The organism is Halomonas sp. (genome assembly GCF_029263665.1).
Classification (GTDB): domain Bacteria; phylum Pseudomonadota; class Gammaproteobacteria; order Pseudomonadales; family Halomonadaceae; genus Halomonas.
Genome location: NZ_JAJUFQ010000027.1, coordinates 13907 through 30471, shown reverse-complemented (window position 1 = coordinate 30471; position 16565 = coordinate 13907). Strand labels below are relative to the sequence as shown.

15 protein-coding genes are annotated in these 16565 nt (G+C 57.8%); 6 read left to right on the top strand and 9 right to left on the bottom strand.

Going from position 1 to position 16565, the window contains the following annotated elements; translation table 11 throughout:
• Positions 1-42: 42 nt before the first annotated feature.
• Positions 43-888, bottom strand: coding sequence for an MOSC N-terminal beta barrel domain-containing protein (locus Q1K07_RS19000; protein ID WP_300314757.1), 846 nt, complete (start codon positions 886-888; stop codon positions 43-45).
• Between the two features lie 11 nt (positions 889-899).
• Entirely contained in the window at positions 900-1589 is a 690-nt protein-coding gene (locus Q1K07_RS18995) for an aspartate/glutamate racemase family protein (RefSeq protein WP_300314754.1), read from the bottom strand.
• A 180-nt stretch (positions 1590-1769) separates the two neighbouring features.
• On the opposite strand from Q1K07_RS18995, the gene Q1K07_RS18990 reads away from it, so the two are divergent.
• Positions 1770-2669: a DMT family transporter gene (locus Q1K07_RS18990; RefSeq protein WP_300314751.1), complete on the top strand. Its 900-nt coding sequence runs from the start codon at positions 1770-1772 to the stop codon at positions 2667-2669.
• A 25-nt stretch (positions 2670-2694) separates the two neighbouring features.
• Here Q1K07_RS18990 and Q1K07_RS18985 read toward each other — a convergent pair whose 3' ends face one another.
• The 7 genes from Q1K07_RS18985 to Q1K07_RS18955 all read right to left on the bottom strand — a co-directional run bounded on the left by Q1K07_RS18985 (position 2695) and on the right by Q1K07_RS18955 (position 10861).
• The gene (locus Q1K07_RS18985) at positions 2695-3144 is read right to left on the bottom strand and encodes an N-acetyltransferase (protein ID WP_300314748.1); all 450 of its coding nucleotides are present in this window, start codon (positions 3142-3144) and stop codon (positions 2695-2697) included.
• 6 nt (positions 3145-3150) lie between these two features.
• Complete coding sequence (locus tag Q1K07_RS18980; protein WP_300314745.1) at positions 3151-3924, bottom strand: enoyl-CoA hydratase-related protein; 774 nt, start codon at positions 3922-3924, stop codon at positions 3151-3153.
• A 127-nt stretch (positions 3925-4051) separates the two neighbouring features.
• The gene (locus Q1K07_RS18975) at positions 4052-4897 is read right to left on the bottom strand and encodes a 3-hydroxyacyl-CoA dehydrogenase NAD-binding domain-containing protein (RefSeq protein ID WP_300314742.1); all 846 of its coding nucleotides are present in this window, start codon (positions 4895-4897) and stop codon (positions 4052-4054) included.
• Between the two features lie 80 nt (positions 4898-4977).
• Positions 4978-6609 (bottom strand): acyl-CoA synthetase, encoded by a 1632-nt coding sequence (locus tag Q1K07_RS18970; protein ID WP_300314739.1) that lies wholly within the window; start codon positions 6607-6609, stop codon positions 4978-4980.
• A gap of 22 nt (positions 6610-6631) precedes the next feature.
• A complete protein-coding gene (locus Q1K07_RS18965) occupies positions 6632-8440 on the bottom strand; it encodes an acyl-CoA dehydrogenase (RefSeq protein ID WP_300314736.1) in 1809 nt (602 codons plus the stop codon).
• A 149-nt stretch (positions 8441-8589) separates the two neighbouring features.
• Positions 8590-10080, bottom strand: a complete 1491-nt coding sequence (locus tag Q1K07_RS18960) for an MFS transporter (protein WP_300314733.1) — start codon at positions 10078-10080, stop codon at positions 8590-8592.
• A 151-nt stretch (positions 10081-10231) separates the two neighbouring features.
• Positions 10232-10861: a class I SAM-dependent methyltransferase gene (locus Q1K07_RS18955; protein ID WP_300314730.1), complete on the bottom strand. Its 630-nt coding sequence runs from the start codon at positions 10859-10861 to the stop codon at positions 10232-10234.
• A 42-nt stretch (positions 10862-10903) separates the two neighbouring features.
• Between Q1K07_RS18955 and Q1K07_RS18950 the strand changes: the two genes are divergently transcribed.
• The 5 genes from Q1K07_RS18950 (at position 10904) to mdoH (ending at position 16536) form a co-directional block, all read left to right on the top strand.
• A complete protein-coding gene (locus Q1K07_RS18950; protein ID WP_300314728.1) occupies positions 10904-11299 on the top strand; it encodes a VOC family protein in 396 nt (131 codons plus the stop codon).
• Between the two features lie 118 nt (positions 11300-11417).
• The gene (locus Q1K07_RS18945) at positions 11418-11813 is read left to right on the top strand and encodes a DUF4870 domain-containing protein (RefSeq protein WP_300314725.1); all 396 of its coding nucleotides are present in this window, start codon (positions 11418-11420) and stop codon (positions 11811-11813) included.
• Positions 11814-11815: 2 nt separating this feature from the next.
• The gene (locus tag Q1K07_RS18940) at positions 11816-12781 is read left to right on the top strand and encodes a lipid A biosynthesis acyltransferase (protein WP_300314722.1); all 966 of its coding nucleotides are present in this window, start codon (positions 11816-11818) and stop codon (positions 12779-12781) included.
• 292 nt (positions 12782-13073) lie between these two features.
• Positions 13074-14630 (top strand): glucan biosynthesis protein, encoded by a 1557-nt coding sequence (locus Q1K07_RS18935; RefSeq protein WP_300314719.1) that lies wholly within the window; start codon positions 13074-13076, stop codon positions 14628-14630.
• Positions 14620-16536 (top strand): glucans biosynthesis glucosyltransferase MdoH, encoded by a 1917-nt coding sequence (gene mdoH / locus Q1K07_RS18930; protein WP_300314716.1) that lies wholly within the window; start codon positions 14620-14622, stop codon positions 16534-16536. The genes Q1K07_RS18935 and mdoH overlap by 11 nt, the downstream gene beginning before the upstream one ends.
• Positions 16537-16565 lie beyond the last annotated feature (29 nt).

Here is a 16565-nt window from a genome sequence, read left to right as displayed (position 1 = left end):
CAAGGCAATCTGACAAAGTCGGCGCGTGGTGATCAATCAGGTTCAGGCCAGACTCAAGACATCCCCGACTCGCAGTACCACCCCGACACCCTCCTCCACCACAGCATTCTGGCCAAAATAGGCGCCCTTCCATCCGGGCTGAGTGTCCATCGTCACCAGCGTGCGCAGAGGTTCCTTCACCGATGGCGCGATGCCTGTCAACTGGTCTTGAGTGACGATCTTGCAGCGCTTGCAGGGCTTACGCAGACCCAATCGGTATTCGGGCCCTTGCAAGGTACGCCAGTCTCGCTCGGCGAAAGGTTCATCGCTACCTTCCACGACCACATTAGGCCGGAAGCGGGTCATTGGCACCCTGCTCTCACCCTTCTGCTCAAGCTGTGCATTCAAGGCATCCAACGAGGCTTGATGCGCAATCAACAATGGATACTCATCAGAAAAGGCCACATGCACATAGCCTTTCTCGGCCTCAGCGAGGTAATCCGCCGGCACCTCTCGGCGCCCAGACTCGGGGAAGCGCATCAGACGTAACCCTTCCACCACCTCCAGACCGGGTACCGATGCCAGCCAGGCTGCCACTTCATCGCCTTCATCCAGAGCTTCACAGTAGGAGCGAAAGACACGTACCGTGCGTGCCCCCCCTTTGGGTTCGGCAAGTGCAAGGGAAAAGGCCGGTAAGGTTTCATGACGCAGCGTGAGATGCTGCTCTCCCAGCTCCACCGTAATGGTGGCCAGGGCAGACACTTCGCGCTGGGTGACAAAATCCCCATTGCTGTCGACGATCATCCAGCGACGATCGAACGCCAGCCCTCGCTCGGTGAGTTCGGCCTGGTCAAGCACAATGCCCCGCAGGGACTTGACAGGATAAATGGCCAATTGAGTGATATGCATATACGTCCTTGTCAGTCGAGTGCATGCTTCACTGCACACTCAGCATGCAAAGCGGCAGTATCGTAGAGCGGCATTGCCGTGTCCTGCTGAGAAACCAACAAGGCAATTTCGGTACAACCAAGAATCATGGCCTCGGCACCACGGGCCGCCAGGGCATCCATGATACGCAACATTGCATCGCGCGAGCCAGGCTCGATGACTCCCTGACACAACTCGTCGTAAATGATCCGGTGCACGCACTCTCGCTCATCTTCCTCAGGAACCAGAACTTCCAGGCCACGGTCCTCTAGGCGCTCCCGATAAAACGCTTGCTCCATGGTGAAGCGGGTACCGAGTAGCCCCACGCGCTGCATGTCATCCGCCAACAAGGCATCCGCCGTCGCATCGGCAATATGCAGCAGAGGAATATCGATGGCACTGGCAACCTGGTCGGCCACCTTATGCATGGTATTGGTGCCTATCAGCAGCAGTTCAGCCCCAGCCCCCTGTAATCTCTGCGCGGCTTGTGCCAATAGATCTCCCGCCACGGCCCAGTTCCCTTCGCGCTGCAGGTCCTCTATCTCGGCAAAGTCGACGCTGAACATGAGGATCTTCGCCGAATGATGCCCTCCCAGGCGACGATTCACCCCGCGATTCAAGGCCTGATAGTAACTCACGGTGGATTCCCAGCTCATGCCACCCAACAGTCCAATGGTTTTCATTGCTCCGGTCTCCTGACCCAGTCTCCATGCCACCCCTGCCTCAGCCCTTCCCCATCTGACATCGAGACTGACCAACACGGCGATATCTATTCCGTTTTCGTCTTTTCCTGAACACATATAAAGCATAGGATCGAGTTTTGCCCAAACGCACCACGCTCGCCCAGATCCCAAGGATTCAGCATGTCAGCCTCTGACGCTCTCAAGCTTCTGCTGCTATCGACACTATGGGGTATGTCCTTCATCTTCATGCGTGTCGCCGCACCAGAATTTGGCCCGCTACCGCTAGTGCTGATCCGCATGGGGCTGGCTGCCTTGCTGTTGGCCCCTCTCGTCTTGATGTCCAGCCACTATCTGAGACTGGTACGCGAGAATCTTGGCCCCTTGGCACTGCTTGGTTTTCTTAATCACGTGCTGCCATTCTCGCTCCTTGCATTGGCCACCATGCGCCTGGAAGCAGGCTTCACTTCCCTGATCAATGCCACGACCCCCATCTTCACTGCCTTGATCGGAGCAGCCTGCTTTGCCACTCCGATCCGCAAGCACCAGTACCTGGGGCTCGCAGTGGCGTTCCTTGGCGTCTATGTGCTGTCAGCAGACCGCCTCGATTTCGCGCTAGGCGGCGATGGCTGGTACATCCTGGCGGTACTCGGTGCTACTTGCGGTTATGGCCTTGCCGGCAATTATTCCAAGACCCGCCTCAGCCACTTGCCGGTGCGCGTACTGGCAGCGGGCAGTTGCGGCATGTCCGGATTGATGCTGCTGATTCCCGGACTCTTGATGTGGCCACAAGGCAGTATCAGCAGCATGGCCTGGGCCAGCGCCATTGCCATTGCCGTTCTTTCCTCGGCCCTGGCTTTCCTGCTGTACTTCAGCCTGCTGGCCAGTGCTGGTGCAACAGCCGCCTCCACCGTCACCTTTCTGGTGCCCGTCAGTGCTCTGCTATGGGGATACCTGCTACTCGATGAGTCATTGAATGGCCGTATCCTGATCGGCATGGCCATCACACTGGCCGGCACGGCGGTTGCCACCGGCATGCTCCCCTGGCAATGGCGCCGCACGAGCAAGACGACATCAAGCTAGACAACACAAGCCAGGCAAAATCAGGCTAGATCTTCAAAGGCAATGCCTTCTCCAGCCCATAGGTCTGTCCCCGCGGTGTAGGGGTCATTTGCACCTGCTGATAGCCACAGCGCCGATACAGTGCTGCGGCCCGGCTTCCAGAAAGCACCTTGAGTCGCACAGCGGTGCAGCCCTGCGCCATGGCCTCCTGCTCCACACGACCCAAGGCCAGGGAACCCAGCCCCCGGCCTCGCTCATCAGCCATTACCTGCAATTCCCGCAGATACAGCCGGGCCTCCAGCACTTCCCAGGCCAACAGCCCACAACGCCGCCTCGCTAGCATCAGCCACCGCCATTCCAGTCTCGGCCAGCGCTGAATAAAGCTGTCTTCATCCCAGCTCAAGCCATGCCGCTGATAGTCTTCAGCCATGTTGCCACGAACCAGTGCCTGGGCTGCCCGCAGATCATCGCAGGGTACAAGCAGAAGAGATGGCATGTCTGCTTAGAAATCGGGCTTGCGCTTCTCGACGAAAGCCGTCATTCCCTCACGTTGTTCATCGCCTGCGAAGCACAGTGCAAAGAGACCTGTTTCCAGGGCCAGGGCACTGTCCAGATCCTGGTCCATGCCATCGTGAATCGCCTGCTTGGCACTACGCACCGCCTGGGGACCATTGCCGCTCAGTTGCTTGGTCAGAGTGTCGGCATAATCCTGCAGCTCGCTCTGAGACATCACCTGGTTGACCAAGCCAATACGCAAAGCTTCCTGAGCATCGAGCTTGCGCCCCGTCGTACATAGATCCAGGGCCATGGCAGGGCCAACCCGACGCGGCAAGCGTTGCGTACCGCCAAAACCAGGAATCACGCCAAGCAGAACTTCCGGTTGGCCGAAAATGGCATTGTCGCTGGCAACGGCCCAGTCACAGGCCAGCGCCAGCTCGCAGCCGCCCCCCAGGCAAAAACCGTTGACCAGTGCCACAACCGGTACCGGCAAGGTCTCGAGACGCTTGATCGTACGCAGTGCCTTGCCAGCAAACTCGCGAGCCTCTGCCGGGGTCTTGTGCTGCATCTCGCTGATATCGGCACCGGCAACGAAGGACTTTTCTCCTGCACCCGTGATCAGTACCGCGCGCAGGTCGTCCCATCCTTCCAGCTCGACCAGAATCTGTTCCAGCGTCTCGATCACAGCACTGTTGAGTGCGTTGAGTGCCTGGGGACGGCTGATCGTCAGGCGCACCACACCACTGTTATCGACCATTTCGATCAACTGCTCGCTCATAATCCCTCCTGATACCTGATAGACGTATTCGCCATGGCCTACCCTAGCGAACGCTTGGTAGGCAAACAAGCAGGCTTTCGTTCAAGACCAGCCAACCCTTGCCCCGAGGCACGGGACAGGAGAAACATCAGGCGTAATGGAAGAATCCTCGGCCACTCTTGCGACCAAGCTGGCCGGCATCCACCATGCGCTTGAGCAGCGGACAAGGGCGGTATTTGGGATCACCAAAACCGTCGGCCAGGACTTCCATGATCGCCAGGCACACATCGAGACCAATGAGGTCAGCCAGGGCCAGAGGGCCAATCGGATGTGCAGCCCCCAGTTTCATGGCGGTATCGATATCCTCTGGACTGGCAGCTCCTTCATGCACCAGGAAGATCGCTTCGTTGATCATGGGAATCAGCAGACGATTGACGGCAAACCCCGGGGAGTCGGCGATGGCAACGGAGGTCTTGCCCATGGCTTCAGCCAAGGCCTCGACTCGCGCCACCGTGGCATCGCTGGTCTGTTCGGCACGAATCACCTCGACCAGCTTGAGCACGGGAACCGGATTGAAGAAATGCATGCCGATCACTCGCTCAGGACCTTCGCAGACGGCAGCCAGACGAGTCAGAGATAGAGAAGAGGTATTGGAAGCCAGGATGATGTCTGGCGACAGGCGACTGAGGTCACGGAACAAGGCTTCCTTGAGCTCCGCTTTTTCCGGCGCGGCCTCGATCACCACCTCGCAACTGCCGAGGGCTTCCAGAGATATCGTGGTAGACAGGCGTTGCTGCGCAGAAGAACGCTCGTCGTCACTGAGCCTGCCTTTTTCCACCAGCTTGCCGAGCCCCTTGTCGATGGCCTTCCTGGCCCGCTCGAGCGGGGCTTCGGCAACATCATACAGGGTGACGACAAACCCACTCTGCAGCAGTACCTGGGCAATCCCCTGCCCCATGGTTCCCGCACCGACCACGCCAATCTGTTGACTCATCCATTTCTCTCCATTTATCCATGATCTACTCAGGTTCATGCCTGAAGCTGGAACGGCCCGATGCTTCCTGAAAGCCCTGGCTAAAGATTTCTCGCTTCTTCGCGAAGCACGAACTTCTGAATCTTGCCGGTAGACGTCTTGGGCAATTCAGTAAATACAATCGTCTTGGGAACCTTGAAGCCAGCCAGGTGCTCGCGGCAGTATGCGATGAGTTCCACTTCGGAGACATCAGCACTGCCGTCCTTGAGCTTGACGAAAGCACATGGGGTCTCGCCCCATTTCTCATCAGGCCTTGCCACCACGGCAACTTCCTCCACTGCCGGGTGAGCATAGAGAGCATCTTCCACTTCAATGGTGGAAATGTTCTCTCCGCCCGAAATGATGATGTCCTTGGCCCGATCCTTGATCTCGATGTAGCCATCGGCATGCCACACGGCAAGATCGCCAGTATGGTACCAACCCCCTTCAAGCGCTGCTTCAGTGGCTTCAGGGTTCTTGAGATACCCCTTCATGACGGTATTGCCACGCATCAGCACTTCCCCCATGGTCTTGCCATCCTTGGGCAGTAGTTCCAGGGTATCAGGGTCGGCAACACAGGCAGCTTCGAGCATCGGATAACGTACCCCCTGGCGGGACTTGATGCGTGCCCGCTCTTCCAGGGGCAATTCATCCCAGGATTCGCGCCAGGCACAGGATGTCACCGGCCCATAGACTTCGGTCAGTCCATAGACATGCGTGACATCGATGCCCATGCGTTCCACTCCGGCGATGACCGCCGCCGGAGGCGCTGCACCAGCCGTGGTGGCCTTAACGGGATGATCGATGACGCACTTGTCTGCCTCGGGTAGATTGACCAGGCCATTGAGTACAATGGGAGCGCCACTGAAATGGCTCACCTTCTCTGCCGCAATCAGCTCCATGACCCGCTTGGGTTCGACCTTGCGCAGACATACGTTGGTACCTGTCATCGCCGCAATCACCCATGGAAAGCACCAGCCATTGCAATGAAACATGGGCAAGGTCCACAGGTAGATCGGGTGCTGAGGCATGCCCCAGGCCAACAGATTGCCCAGGGCATTCAGATAGGCGCCGCGATGATGATAGACCACTCCCTTGGGTCGCCCGGTAGTACCTGAGGTGTAGTTGAGAGAGATCGCCTGCCATTCATCATCGGGCAAGCGATAGGGATAGTCCGGATCCCCCTCGGCCAGCAGTGACTCGTATTCCACTTCGCCGATTGCCCGCCCTCCGGGGAAGAAGGCTTCGTCCGCCACATCGATGATCAGCGGCTTGCCATCCAGCTTGTCCACTGCCTGGGCGATGACATCGGCAAACTCCGGGTCCACCAGCACCGCCCTGGCTTCGCCATGCTCGAGCATATAGGCGATGGCATCGGCATCCAGGCGAATATTCAAGGTATTGAGCACACAGCCGGCCAAGGGCACGCCAAAATGGGCCTCGAACATGGCCGGCACATTCGGCAACATGGCAGCCACCGTCTCGCCTGCCTGAATACCGCGTTTCTCGAGGGCAGAAGCCAGCCGGCGGCAACGTTCCCAGGTCGTCGCCCAGTCACGCCGGATATCTCCATAGATCACTGCCGGGTAATCCGGATAGACGGAAGCACTACGTTCAATGAATGTCAGTGGAGACAGGGCCACGTGATTGGCTGGAGTCTGCGGCATTCCCTGTTCAAAAATCGATGCAGTCATGCTTTTCCCCCTGGCGTAGGTTTCAGGACTCACGGATAACAGTGAATGCAGCAAGACTCTGCATGCCGGCTTCAATCACCTGGCGCTGCGCACGCCCGACAGGTAACCATTGGCGAATGGCGAAATCAGCACTCGCCAGCTTGCGCCGATAGAAATCGTCGTCGCTGCCGGCATCCACGGCCTGCTGGGCCTTGAGTGCAGCACGCCCCATCTGCCAGGCACACAGCACATGCCCAGCCAGAGACAGCAGCGGAGTGGCATAGGCCTGAACCGCATCCTGTCCTGACTGACCATCGCGTCCTTCCTCCAGGACCTTGGACACGCAGACGCGCAAGTCTTCCGCTCCGGCCGCCAACCCCTCGGCCAGCATCGCCAGATCGGGCTTGTCCTTCATCTGCGCGGCAGTCGCATTCACTTCATCAAGCAATGACGACATGGCCCCAGCATCATCCATTTGCAGCTTGCGTCCGGCCAGATCCAACGCCTGAATACCGTTGGTACCTTCATAGATGGCAGAGATACGGACATCACGCAGCAGTTGGGCCGCACCCGTTTCTTCGATATACCCCATCCCCCCGTGAACCTGGATGCCAAGCGAGGCAATATCCACTGCCTGATCAGTGGAAAAGCCCTTTACGACAGGTATCAGCACATCCACCCGAGCCTGGGCCGAACGACGTTGACTCTCATCAGCATGATGACGGGCCACATCAAGCAGGGCCGCACAATACAGCGCCAGAGCACGCAGAGCATCGGTGCGAGCACGCATGGACAGCAGCATGCGGCGCACATCAAGATGCTCGGCAATCACGCAAGGCTCCCCCCCCCTGGCGTTGGGCATGCGCCCCTGAGAACGTTCGGCAGCATAGGAAAACGCGTGCTGGCAAGCGCGCTCGGCCACACCAATCCCCTGAACACCGACCTTGTGGCGAGCTTCGTTCATCATGGTGAACATATGATTGAGCCCACGCCCGAGTTCACCGACCAGATAGCCGATAGCCCCCTCTTTCTCGCCGAAACTCAACGTGCATGTCGGGCTACCATGAATGCCCATCTTGTGCTCGATGGAAGCACACACCACATCGTTGCGCTCCCCCAATGTGCCATCCGGGTTGACCAGGAACTTGGGTACCAGAAACAGGGAAATGCCCTTGTTGCCTTCAGGAGCATCCGGCGTACGTGCCAGCACCAGATGGACAATATTGTCCGAGGCATCGTGCTCCCCCCAGGTGATGAAGATCTTCTGGCCGAAGATGCGATAAAAGTCCCCTTCCGTCACCTCGCAGGGAATCGCCCGGGTACGGACTCGCGACAGATCCGAGCCAGCCTGGGGCTCGGTGAGATTCATGGTGCCGGTCCAGCTTCCTTCGATGAGCTTGTCCAGATACAACGCTTTCTGCCCATCACTGCCATGATGGGCCAGTGCTTCGATCGCTCCGGCGGTCAGCATGGGGCACAGGCCGAGTGCCATGTTCGCGCCATGGAGCATTTCCTGAACACTGGTGGCCACTACCTCCGGCAATCCCTGACCACCCAGCTCGGCACTGACGCCGATACCATTCCAGCCACCTTCAGCATAGGCGCGGTAGGCTTCGATAAATCCATCGGGCAATGTCACGCCACCATCGTCACGGCGAGTACAGCCCTGGCGGTCACCACTGGCATTGAGTGGGGCCCATACATCCGAAGCCAGTTTGGCGGCTTCTTCGAGCACCGCATCAACCAGATCAGGAGAAATGTCGGCAAAGGCAGGAAGAGACAGGGATTCGTGACGCAAGAGCTCCGTAAGAACGAAGCTCATGTCACGGACAGGGGCAGCATAAGGGAACATAGGAAAGCCCGAGGTAGAGGATGAATAGGAAAACCATATCCGCGATAGTAGTTTCCCTACTTGCGAGTCTCTATTAGCCCAAGGTCGCTAGTTGCCCTTGAGCCGAACTGCCCTTGAGCCAAAGCAGCTTCCTGGCTGTCTCTAACGGGTCAAGCGTCATCTCGCTTGGAAGATTCGCCGGCATCCGTACTATCGACGACCGGTTCCTCGTTCCCTTTTTGATCGTCGTGGCCATCGGCATGCTCGGAGGATGAGTCTTGCATCGCTTCAAGCGTGCCTTCATGGAAGCCGTCCTCATCGTAATAGGCCACATAATCATTTTCTGCCAGTGGCGGGCCAACCAGAGGCTCAGCCACCTCCACCTCGGGCAGGACATCGGACAGATCTTCCATGTGCTCATGCTCCTTGGCCCCCTGCACCCACTCCTCGGTCACTGCCAATTCAGCCCCCACGGATGACAAGGGTGTGGATGGAGAGAATGGCGCCACCGGTACCGGTGCCGGCCGTACCATGCGTCGCCACAGGAAGAAGGTAACCAGCAGTGCTGCCAGTACAGCAAAGGCGCCGAACAACGCTGCATCGCCGATGGCAGCCATCAAGGGACTGATGGCGGGAGGACTGGCTGCCGAGCCAATGGCATTGATCAGCAGCAACCCCTGGCTCATGGATACCAGAGCGCCAGCAGGCGCCCTGTCGGCGGCATGACTGACCGCCACGGGGTAAAGCGAGAAGATCCCGCCACCAAGCAGGAACAGGACGCCTGCCAACCCCCACCAGGGCAATGGAACAAGCATGACCAGCGCGGAGATCGCTACACAGAACAGGCCGATCATGATCAGCACGATCTGACGATCGTGGCGATCGGACCAACGTCCCACCGGGTACTGCAACAGCATGGCCCCCAGTACGGTGATGGCCATGTAGATGCCTACCTGGCTGACAGGGTAACCGTTGCGCTGCAGATAAAGAGGCAGCAGCGTATATACCGCTGCCACCAGTACCCCAGAACCAAGACTGCCGACCACACCGGTCGGGGTGATGGTGATCAAGCGCCACGGAGGTAGTGGTTCAGCCTTGTCGATCAAGGGCGTAACCCGCGGAATCATGGCCATTGGCAACACCGACAATGATGCCATCATCCCCACCAGCATGAAGGGCTCGAACTTGCCCATGTTCTGCGTGGCCCCCAACAGCAACTGCCCGATCACACCCGAGGCATACAGTGCAATCATGTACAGCGCCAGCAGACGTCCACGCACCTTGGGTTCACTGGAGGTCAACAACCAGCTTTCGATGACTAGAAAAACCCCCACCATGGCCCAGCCACCTATCAAGCGCAGCACGAACCACACCATGGGCTCAAAGATAAGCCCCAGCAGCAGCACCGTGACCGCAACCAGAGAGGCAAAGCTGCCATAGGCACGAATGTGACCAATCCTTAGCAACAGGCGATCATTCATCATCGCCCCCAGCCCAAGGCCAATGTAGTAGGCCGAGGACACCAGACCCACCACGACCTGGGACTCCCCTGCCGCATCCAGGCGTAGTGAAACCAGAGTGGTCAGATAACCATTGCCAATGCCAAGAATGAACAGCCCTAACAAAGGGGCAATGGCCATGGCCAACAATTGCGGGGACATCAGGAGCCTCTCTGACAGTAAATGGACAAGGAAACGTCGTATAGAGGAGATGGTAGTCAGCCCTGAGGCCAGCCAAGACGCGGCACGGGGTCAATGGGCGGGGAATATACCCCCGTACCTATCGCTGTCAACGCCTTTGTCGACACACTCTCTATAGACGCTGCAGTAGTACCACATCCGGCCCAGGAAAAGTCAGATCAAGATCATGTTTGCGAGCCAACCAGACAAAAGATGCCTCGCTGAAGAAAACCACATGAGTAGGGTCCTGCTTGTAATGCCAGGCTGAAAAATCTTCCGGCGTGCGTTTGGTCATCACACCCAGCCAGCCACCAGGCTTCAAGCACATCACCAATGTCTCGAGTATCTTGCCAGGGGCAAACAAGTGCTCGACCACTTCACTGGCTGTGATGAAGTCGTGCTGCTGCGCCAAGGCAGTGGGATTGGGATGGAAGAAAGGGTCATGAATCTGGGTAGGGAACCCAGCCTCTGCAAACATCAGCGAGAGCGTTGGCCCCGGACCGGCACCAAAGTCCAGCCCCTCGGCTCCGGCTTTCAGGCGTTGACTCAGCGGTATGAACAGCCTGGAGAGAAACGCCCGATACCGCGGATCGTCGGGGCGATTGTCGTGCTGGTCGTATACTGCCTTCTCGGCTTCAGGGTCCAGCCTCTGGCCCGGAGGTACTGCTATCAGGTCGCACACACGACAACGGAAATAGTCGCGCTGCGCATCGCGATGAAAATGATAAGTTGCGTTGCTGGAACATAGCGGACAAGCCGGCATCGGCGTATTCTCTGTGACTGAAAAATCTTTACGGAGAGAGGCATGCTGTCAGGTCTGGATCATTTGGTCATTACCGTGACCGACATTTCCCGAGCCGTGGACTTCTATACCCGTGTCCTGGGCCTCGATGTGCGTTACCGCGACCAGGAGCGTGTCGACCTGATGCTTGGCGACATGGCACTACGCCTGCATTGGACGGCCACAGACATTGTCCCGCGTGCAGCCACACCTACTGCAGGAAGCCTTGATATCTGCCTGCGTAGCCAACTGCCACTGGATGAGGTCAAGCGCCACCTCGATGCATTATCAGTGGAAATCGAACTGGGTCCTGTCGAACGCCAGGGAGCCTCCAGCAGGATAGAATCACTCTATCTACGCGATCCAGATGGCAACTTGCTGGAGATCTGTCGCCCGCTAAAGGATCCTACCGCCTGCTAAATTACTACCAACGAGGTATTATGCAGCGCGTGCGCGGTCAGAAAGTCCCAGAAGCCTAGGAAATTAGCAACCTAGGGACTCAGTAACACAAGGATATGGCAATACAGGGATATGATGCATGAGCAGTAGCGATCTGACACCTCATGAGCCCCAGGTCGAACCACCGGAACCTCCCAACGACAGGAATGATACGGATACCACCATAGCGCTGATCAGCTACGCGCTGCTGCTGGCCAACCTGTTTACCGGCTTCACTGCGTTGATCAGTGTTGTGGTCGCCTATATCTACCGTGGCAAAGGCCCCTCCTGGCTCGACGATCATTACCGCTACCAGATTCGCACCTTCTGGATCGGACTGCTGTACCTTTGCGTTGCCAGCCTCCTGATCCTCATCGTGGTCGGGGTACCATTGATGCTGGCTCTTGCCGTATGGCTCATCGTACGCTGCGTCAAAGGCTTCAAGGCTCTGCAGGAACGCCGCTCTCCCGATAATCTGGAAAGCTGGCTGATCTGATCATGCGTCATTCATTACTCCAACAGTTCCAAGCCACTGCCGTGGCAGCCCTGTGGCGCGTACTTGCCAACGCCAGTCCTGCCACCCTGTGGCGCCTGAGCCGGATCGCAGTGTCACTTTGCCAATCAGTACTCAGGCGTGAACGAGCAGTGACGCAGATCAACCTTGATGTGGTCTACCCCGATATCACGGCCGGTGAACGTAGCCACCTGGCCCGCGACAGCCTGATGCATTCCACCGCCACCATGCTGGAACTGGGGTTTGCCTGGCAGGGCAAGACGGAGAAAGTTGCCGCCAGCATTGTCGAGGTACATGGCAGAGAGTTGCTGGATGACGCTCGTGCTCATGGACAGGGTGTCATTGTTCTGGCTCCACATTTCGGCAACTGGGAAGTTCTCAACTTCTGGCTGTCCAGCCACTTCCCTTTCACCGCCATGTATGAACCCCCCAAGCTTGCTGCGCTGGACCCCATCATCCGTGCTGGCCGCGAACGCAATGGTGCCAAGCTGGTACCGACCAACCCTAGAGGTGTCGCGGCGTTGCTCAAGGCCCTCAAGCGCTGCGAGGCAGTGGGGATACTGCCGGACCAGGAACCGGCCTGGGGCAGTGGCGCCTTTGCCCCCTTCTATGGACGCTTGGCATATACCGCCACCCTGCTGCCTAAGCTGGTCACCCGGACCAACGCACGTGTCGTTACCGGCGTGGCCCGGCGCCTTCCCGGTAAAGGCTATGCCTTGCATTTCCTGGCCGCTGACGAGCGTGTCTATTCCGAGGTTGAAGTCACCTCCTGCACGGGGGTCAACGCTAGCGTCGAGGCCGCCATAGCTCTCGACCCCGCTCAGTATCAGTGGGAATACAAGCGTTACACCAAGACGCCCCAGGAAGAACGCAACGACCCTGACTTTCATCGCTACCGCTTGTATAGCAGCCGTAACATGAAAAAGAGCCTCGGCAAGAAACACGGGTAATACCCGCGGGCATTTCAAGGCACTTCAATGTTGATAGCTTGGTAGCCCAATGTCTGGCAGACCGGTGTCCACGGAAATAATAGCCATGGAAACCATATTCACGGAAACCATGTCTGCCAGCAGCAACAAAACCCACTTTACTTGTCGCCTATAAGTGACAGGGAACCCTGCTGCATAATTGCCCTCGAATCCATGGAGCCCTTTATTGGAGCTCCATACTTCCATACGACAATATTTAAGTGCATGGTTCCTATCGCAGGAGCTATTTCGGATGACTTGCAAGGAGTGCTAGATGCAACGATGGACTCGAACACAACTGCGACTATTCGCGGCGTTATTATTATGGGGCCTCAGCGCCTCAGTACTTGCCATTACGCCCGAAGCGCTGTTCGAGCAAGTCAGCGGTCAGGCCCGCGATCTGGCCCAGTCCCCCTATGAGGAACCGAAGTTTTCTGGCGAGTTGCCGCAGCAGCTTGCCGAATTGAGTTATGACCAATATCGCCAGATTCGCTACCGCAAGGATCGTGCCATCTGGCGCAACCAAGGTCTGTTTCAAGTCGAGCTGTTCCACCCAGGCTTTCTCTATAAAAAACCTGTGACCATTCACCTGGTAGAAGGTGAAGAGGTCAAGGAGCTGCCTTTCGACAGCAGCCGCTTCAGCTATGATGACCAGGTCGCCTCCCTGGCTGACCAGGACCTGAGCAAACTTGGCTATACAGGGTTTCGTCTACACTACCCTCTGAATCGGGCTGATACTGCCGATGAATTTGCCGTATTTCTCGGTGCTTCCTACTTCCGCTTGATCGGCAGAGGTAATAGCTACGGGATGTCTGCCCGAGGACTGGCCATCAATACAGGCCTACCCCAGGGGGAAGAATTTCCCTCTTTCAAGGAATTCTGGCTGGTTCGCCCGCAGCCCGATGCCGATCACATGACCATCATCGCGTTGCTGGATAGTCCCTCGCTATCTGGCGCTTATCGCTTTGACATCACCCCGGGGCAATCCACCGAGATCGTCACAGAGGCACGCTTGTTCGCTCGCAAGGACGTCAACAAACTCGGCATTGCACCACTGACCAGCATGTTCCTGCATGGTGAGATGGGTCGCCATCAACAGGACGACTATCGTCCCAGAGTGCATGACTCCAGTGGGTTGTTGATGGCTACCAGTACCGGCGAATGGACCTGGAGGGTCTTGGACAACCCTGAAACACTGCAGATCACCAGCCTGCAGGACACCTCTCCCAAAGGCTTTGGTCTTGTCCAGCGCCCACGTACTTTCGATGCGTATCTGGACATGGAAGGCCGTTATGAGAAGCGCCCCAGCCAATGGGTCGAAATGCAAGGAGACTGGGGAGAAGGCCGCGTCGAACTGGTCGAGATTCCCTCTGACAGTGAGGCCAACGACAACATCACTGCCTACTGGGTACCGAAGACGCCCTTGCTGGCAGGAGAGTCGCGTACCTATCGCTATCGCACCTATACCTTCGCCTCGGCACCAGAAAATGACACCCTGGCTAAAGTCGTGCGCTCTCGTCAAGGGCTGGCAGCCAACGGACACCACGATACGCCACCAGACGCGAATATCCGGCAGTTCATCGTCGATTTCCGTGGAAAAGATCTTGATGGCCTCGACCCCAGCCAACCCGTAAAGGCAGCCTTGACAACTTCCAGCGGCAAGATCAGCCATGCTTTTGTCACTGCACTACCCGACGGAAAGACCTGGCGTGCCAGCTTCCGCCTTGAACCAGAAAGCGGCAGCCCCGCCGATATGCGTCTTACGCTGAACCTGAGGGGACGCCCGTTGAGTGAAACCTGGAACGCTATCTGGAACGATAATGAGCTCTGACACTTACGCACTAAAGGTACCTGGCCTGCGCCTACGACGCTTATGTCTCGGGCTGGCTATTGCGGCCACCAGCGCGCTAGGTATCTGGACCATGTTCCGCATACTGCATGCAGGTGGCATCACTCCCGTGGAGATTGCCATCCTGATCCTGTTTGCCGTCACGTTCAGCTGGATCACGGTGTCCTTCTGGAGCGCCGTGATCGGTTTCTTGTTGAATCTTTGCAACATTGACCCCCTCAGCCTGAAGCGTCGCACACCAGGACCATATCATCCTCCCGTACGGCCTGAAGGCACTCATTCACGTACCGCGCTGGTCATGCCCATCCACAATGAGGATGTGGCCAGGGTCGTCGCTGGGCTGGAAGCCACCTGCCGCGACATTACCCAGTTGCCATCCGACATGGCAGTAGAGGCCTTCGTCCTCAGTGACAGTACCGAGGCCGATGTCGTCGCTCACGAAAAGACGCAGATCGCAGCCCTGCAGCAACGCCTGGCTGGACATATCCGTATTCATTACCGTCACCGCGACAGCAATGCCGGGCGCAAGGCAGGCAACCTTGGCGACTTCTGCCAACGCTGGGGACAGCACTACGACTTCATGCTGGTGCTGGACGCCGACAGCCTGATGAGTGGTGACTGCATCATTGCGCTGATCGATGAGATGATGGCCAATCCCCGGCTCGGGTTGGTGCAGACCATCCCCATCCCGGCCAGGCAGGACAGCCTGTTCGGCCGAGCCAATCAATTCGCCGCAGCGCTCTATTCCCCGATGCTGGCCACGGGCTTGAGCTTCTGGCATGGCACCGCTGCCAACTACTACGGCCACAATGCCATCATTCGGGTGGCAGCCTTTACCGACCATTGCGGCTTGCCGGAACTGCCAGGCAAACCACCTCTCGGTGGCGATATCCATAGTCATGACTTCGTCGAGGCCGCCCTGCTGCGCCGTGCAGGGTGGCAGGTTCGCATGCGCACGGACCTCACTGGCAGCTTTGAAGAAATGCCAAGCCACATCCTCGACTATGCCAAACGCGACAGGCGTTGGGTTCAGGGAAATCTGCAGCATCTTCGCCTCTTGACCGGACGCGGCCTGCACGCCCTCAGTCGCATACACTTCCTGTGTGGTGCACTGGCCTACCTGACGTCTCTGTTATGGCTCGTGATCCTGACCATCAGCACGCTTGATGCCTTGGTACGCGCACTGATTCCCCCCAACTTTTTCACTTCCAGCTACCAGCTGTTCCCCAACTGGCCCATTGCACCACCCAACCTGATCATGCCATTGCTCACCGGCACCCTGGCCATGTTGCTGATGCCCAAGCTACTGGGCCTGATACTGGGTCTGTTACGGGAAGCGCCAGCCTATGGCGGTCGTATTCGACTGACGTTGAGCATGTTGCTTGAAGCACTGTTTTCGATGCTGATTGCTCCACTGATGATGGTATTCCATAGCCGCTTTGTCATTCAGGTCATCAGTGGCCGCACCGTCCCCTGGAATGCTCAAGCGCGTGAGGGTCGAGCCTTGCCCTGGGGGATGGCCTGGAAACACACTTGGGTGCTGGCCGCAGCAGGGTTGATCTGGTCCCTCGCGACCTGGACCTATACCCGAGATTTCTGGTTGTGGCTGACCCCTGTCTGGCTGGGCTTGATCCTGGCGGCACTGTTGGTGCGTTGGAGCAGCAGCCTGAGCATCGGTCGGCGTCTGCGCCGCGCCGGCCTGTTACTGGTGCCGAGTGAAACCCAACCACCAGCCGTTATCGCCGAGATGCACTATCCTGATCCAGCCACGGAAGCAGCAGAACCTGCTTCTCCTCCTCCGGAGCTCCCAAAGGACATGCCGATACAGTCCTTCACACGTCGCTGGAACAAGAGTCCACGTACTTTCTTGAAACGACAGCGCAATTAGCAGGACATGCCACGATGCCCACTGATGCC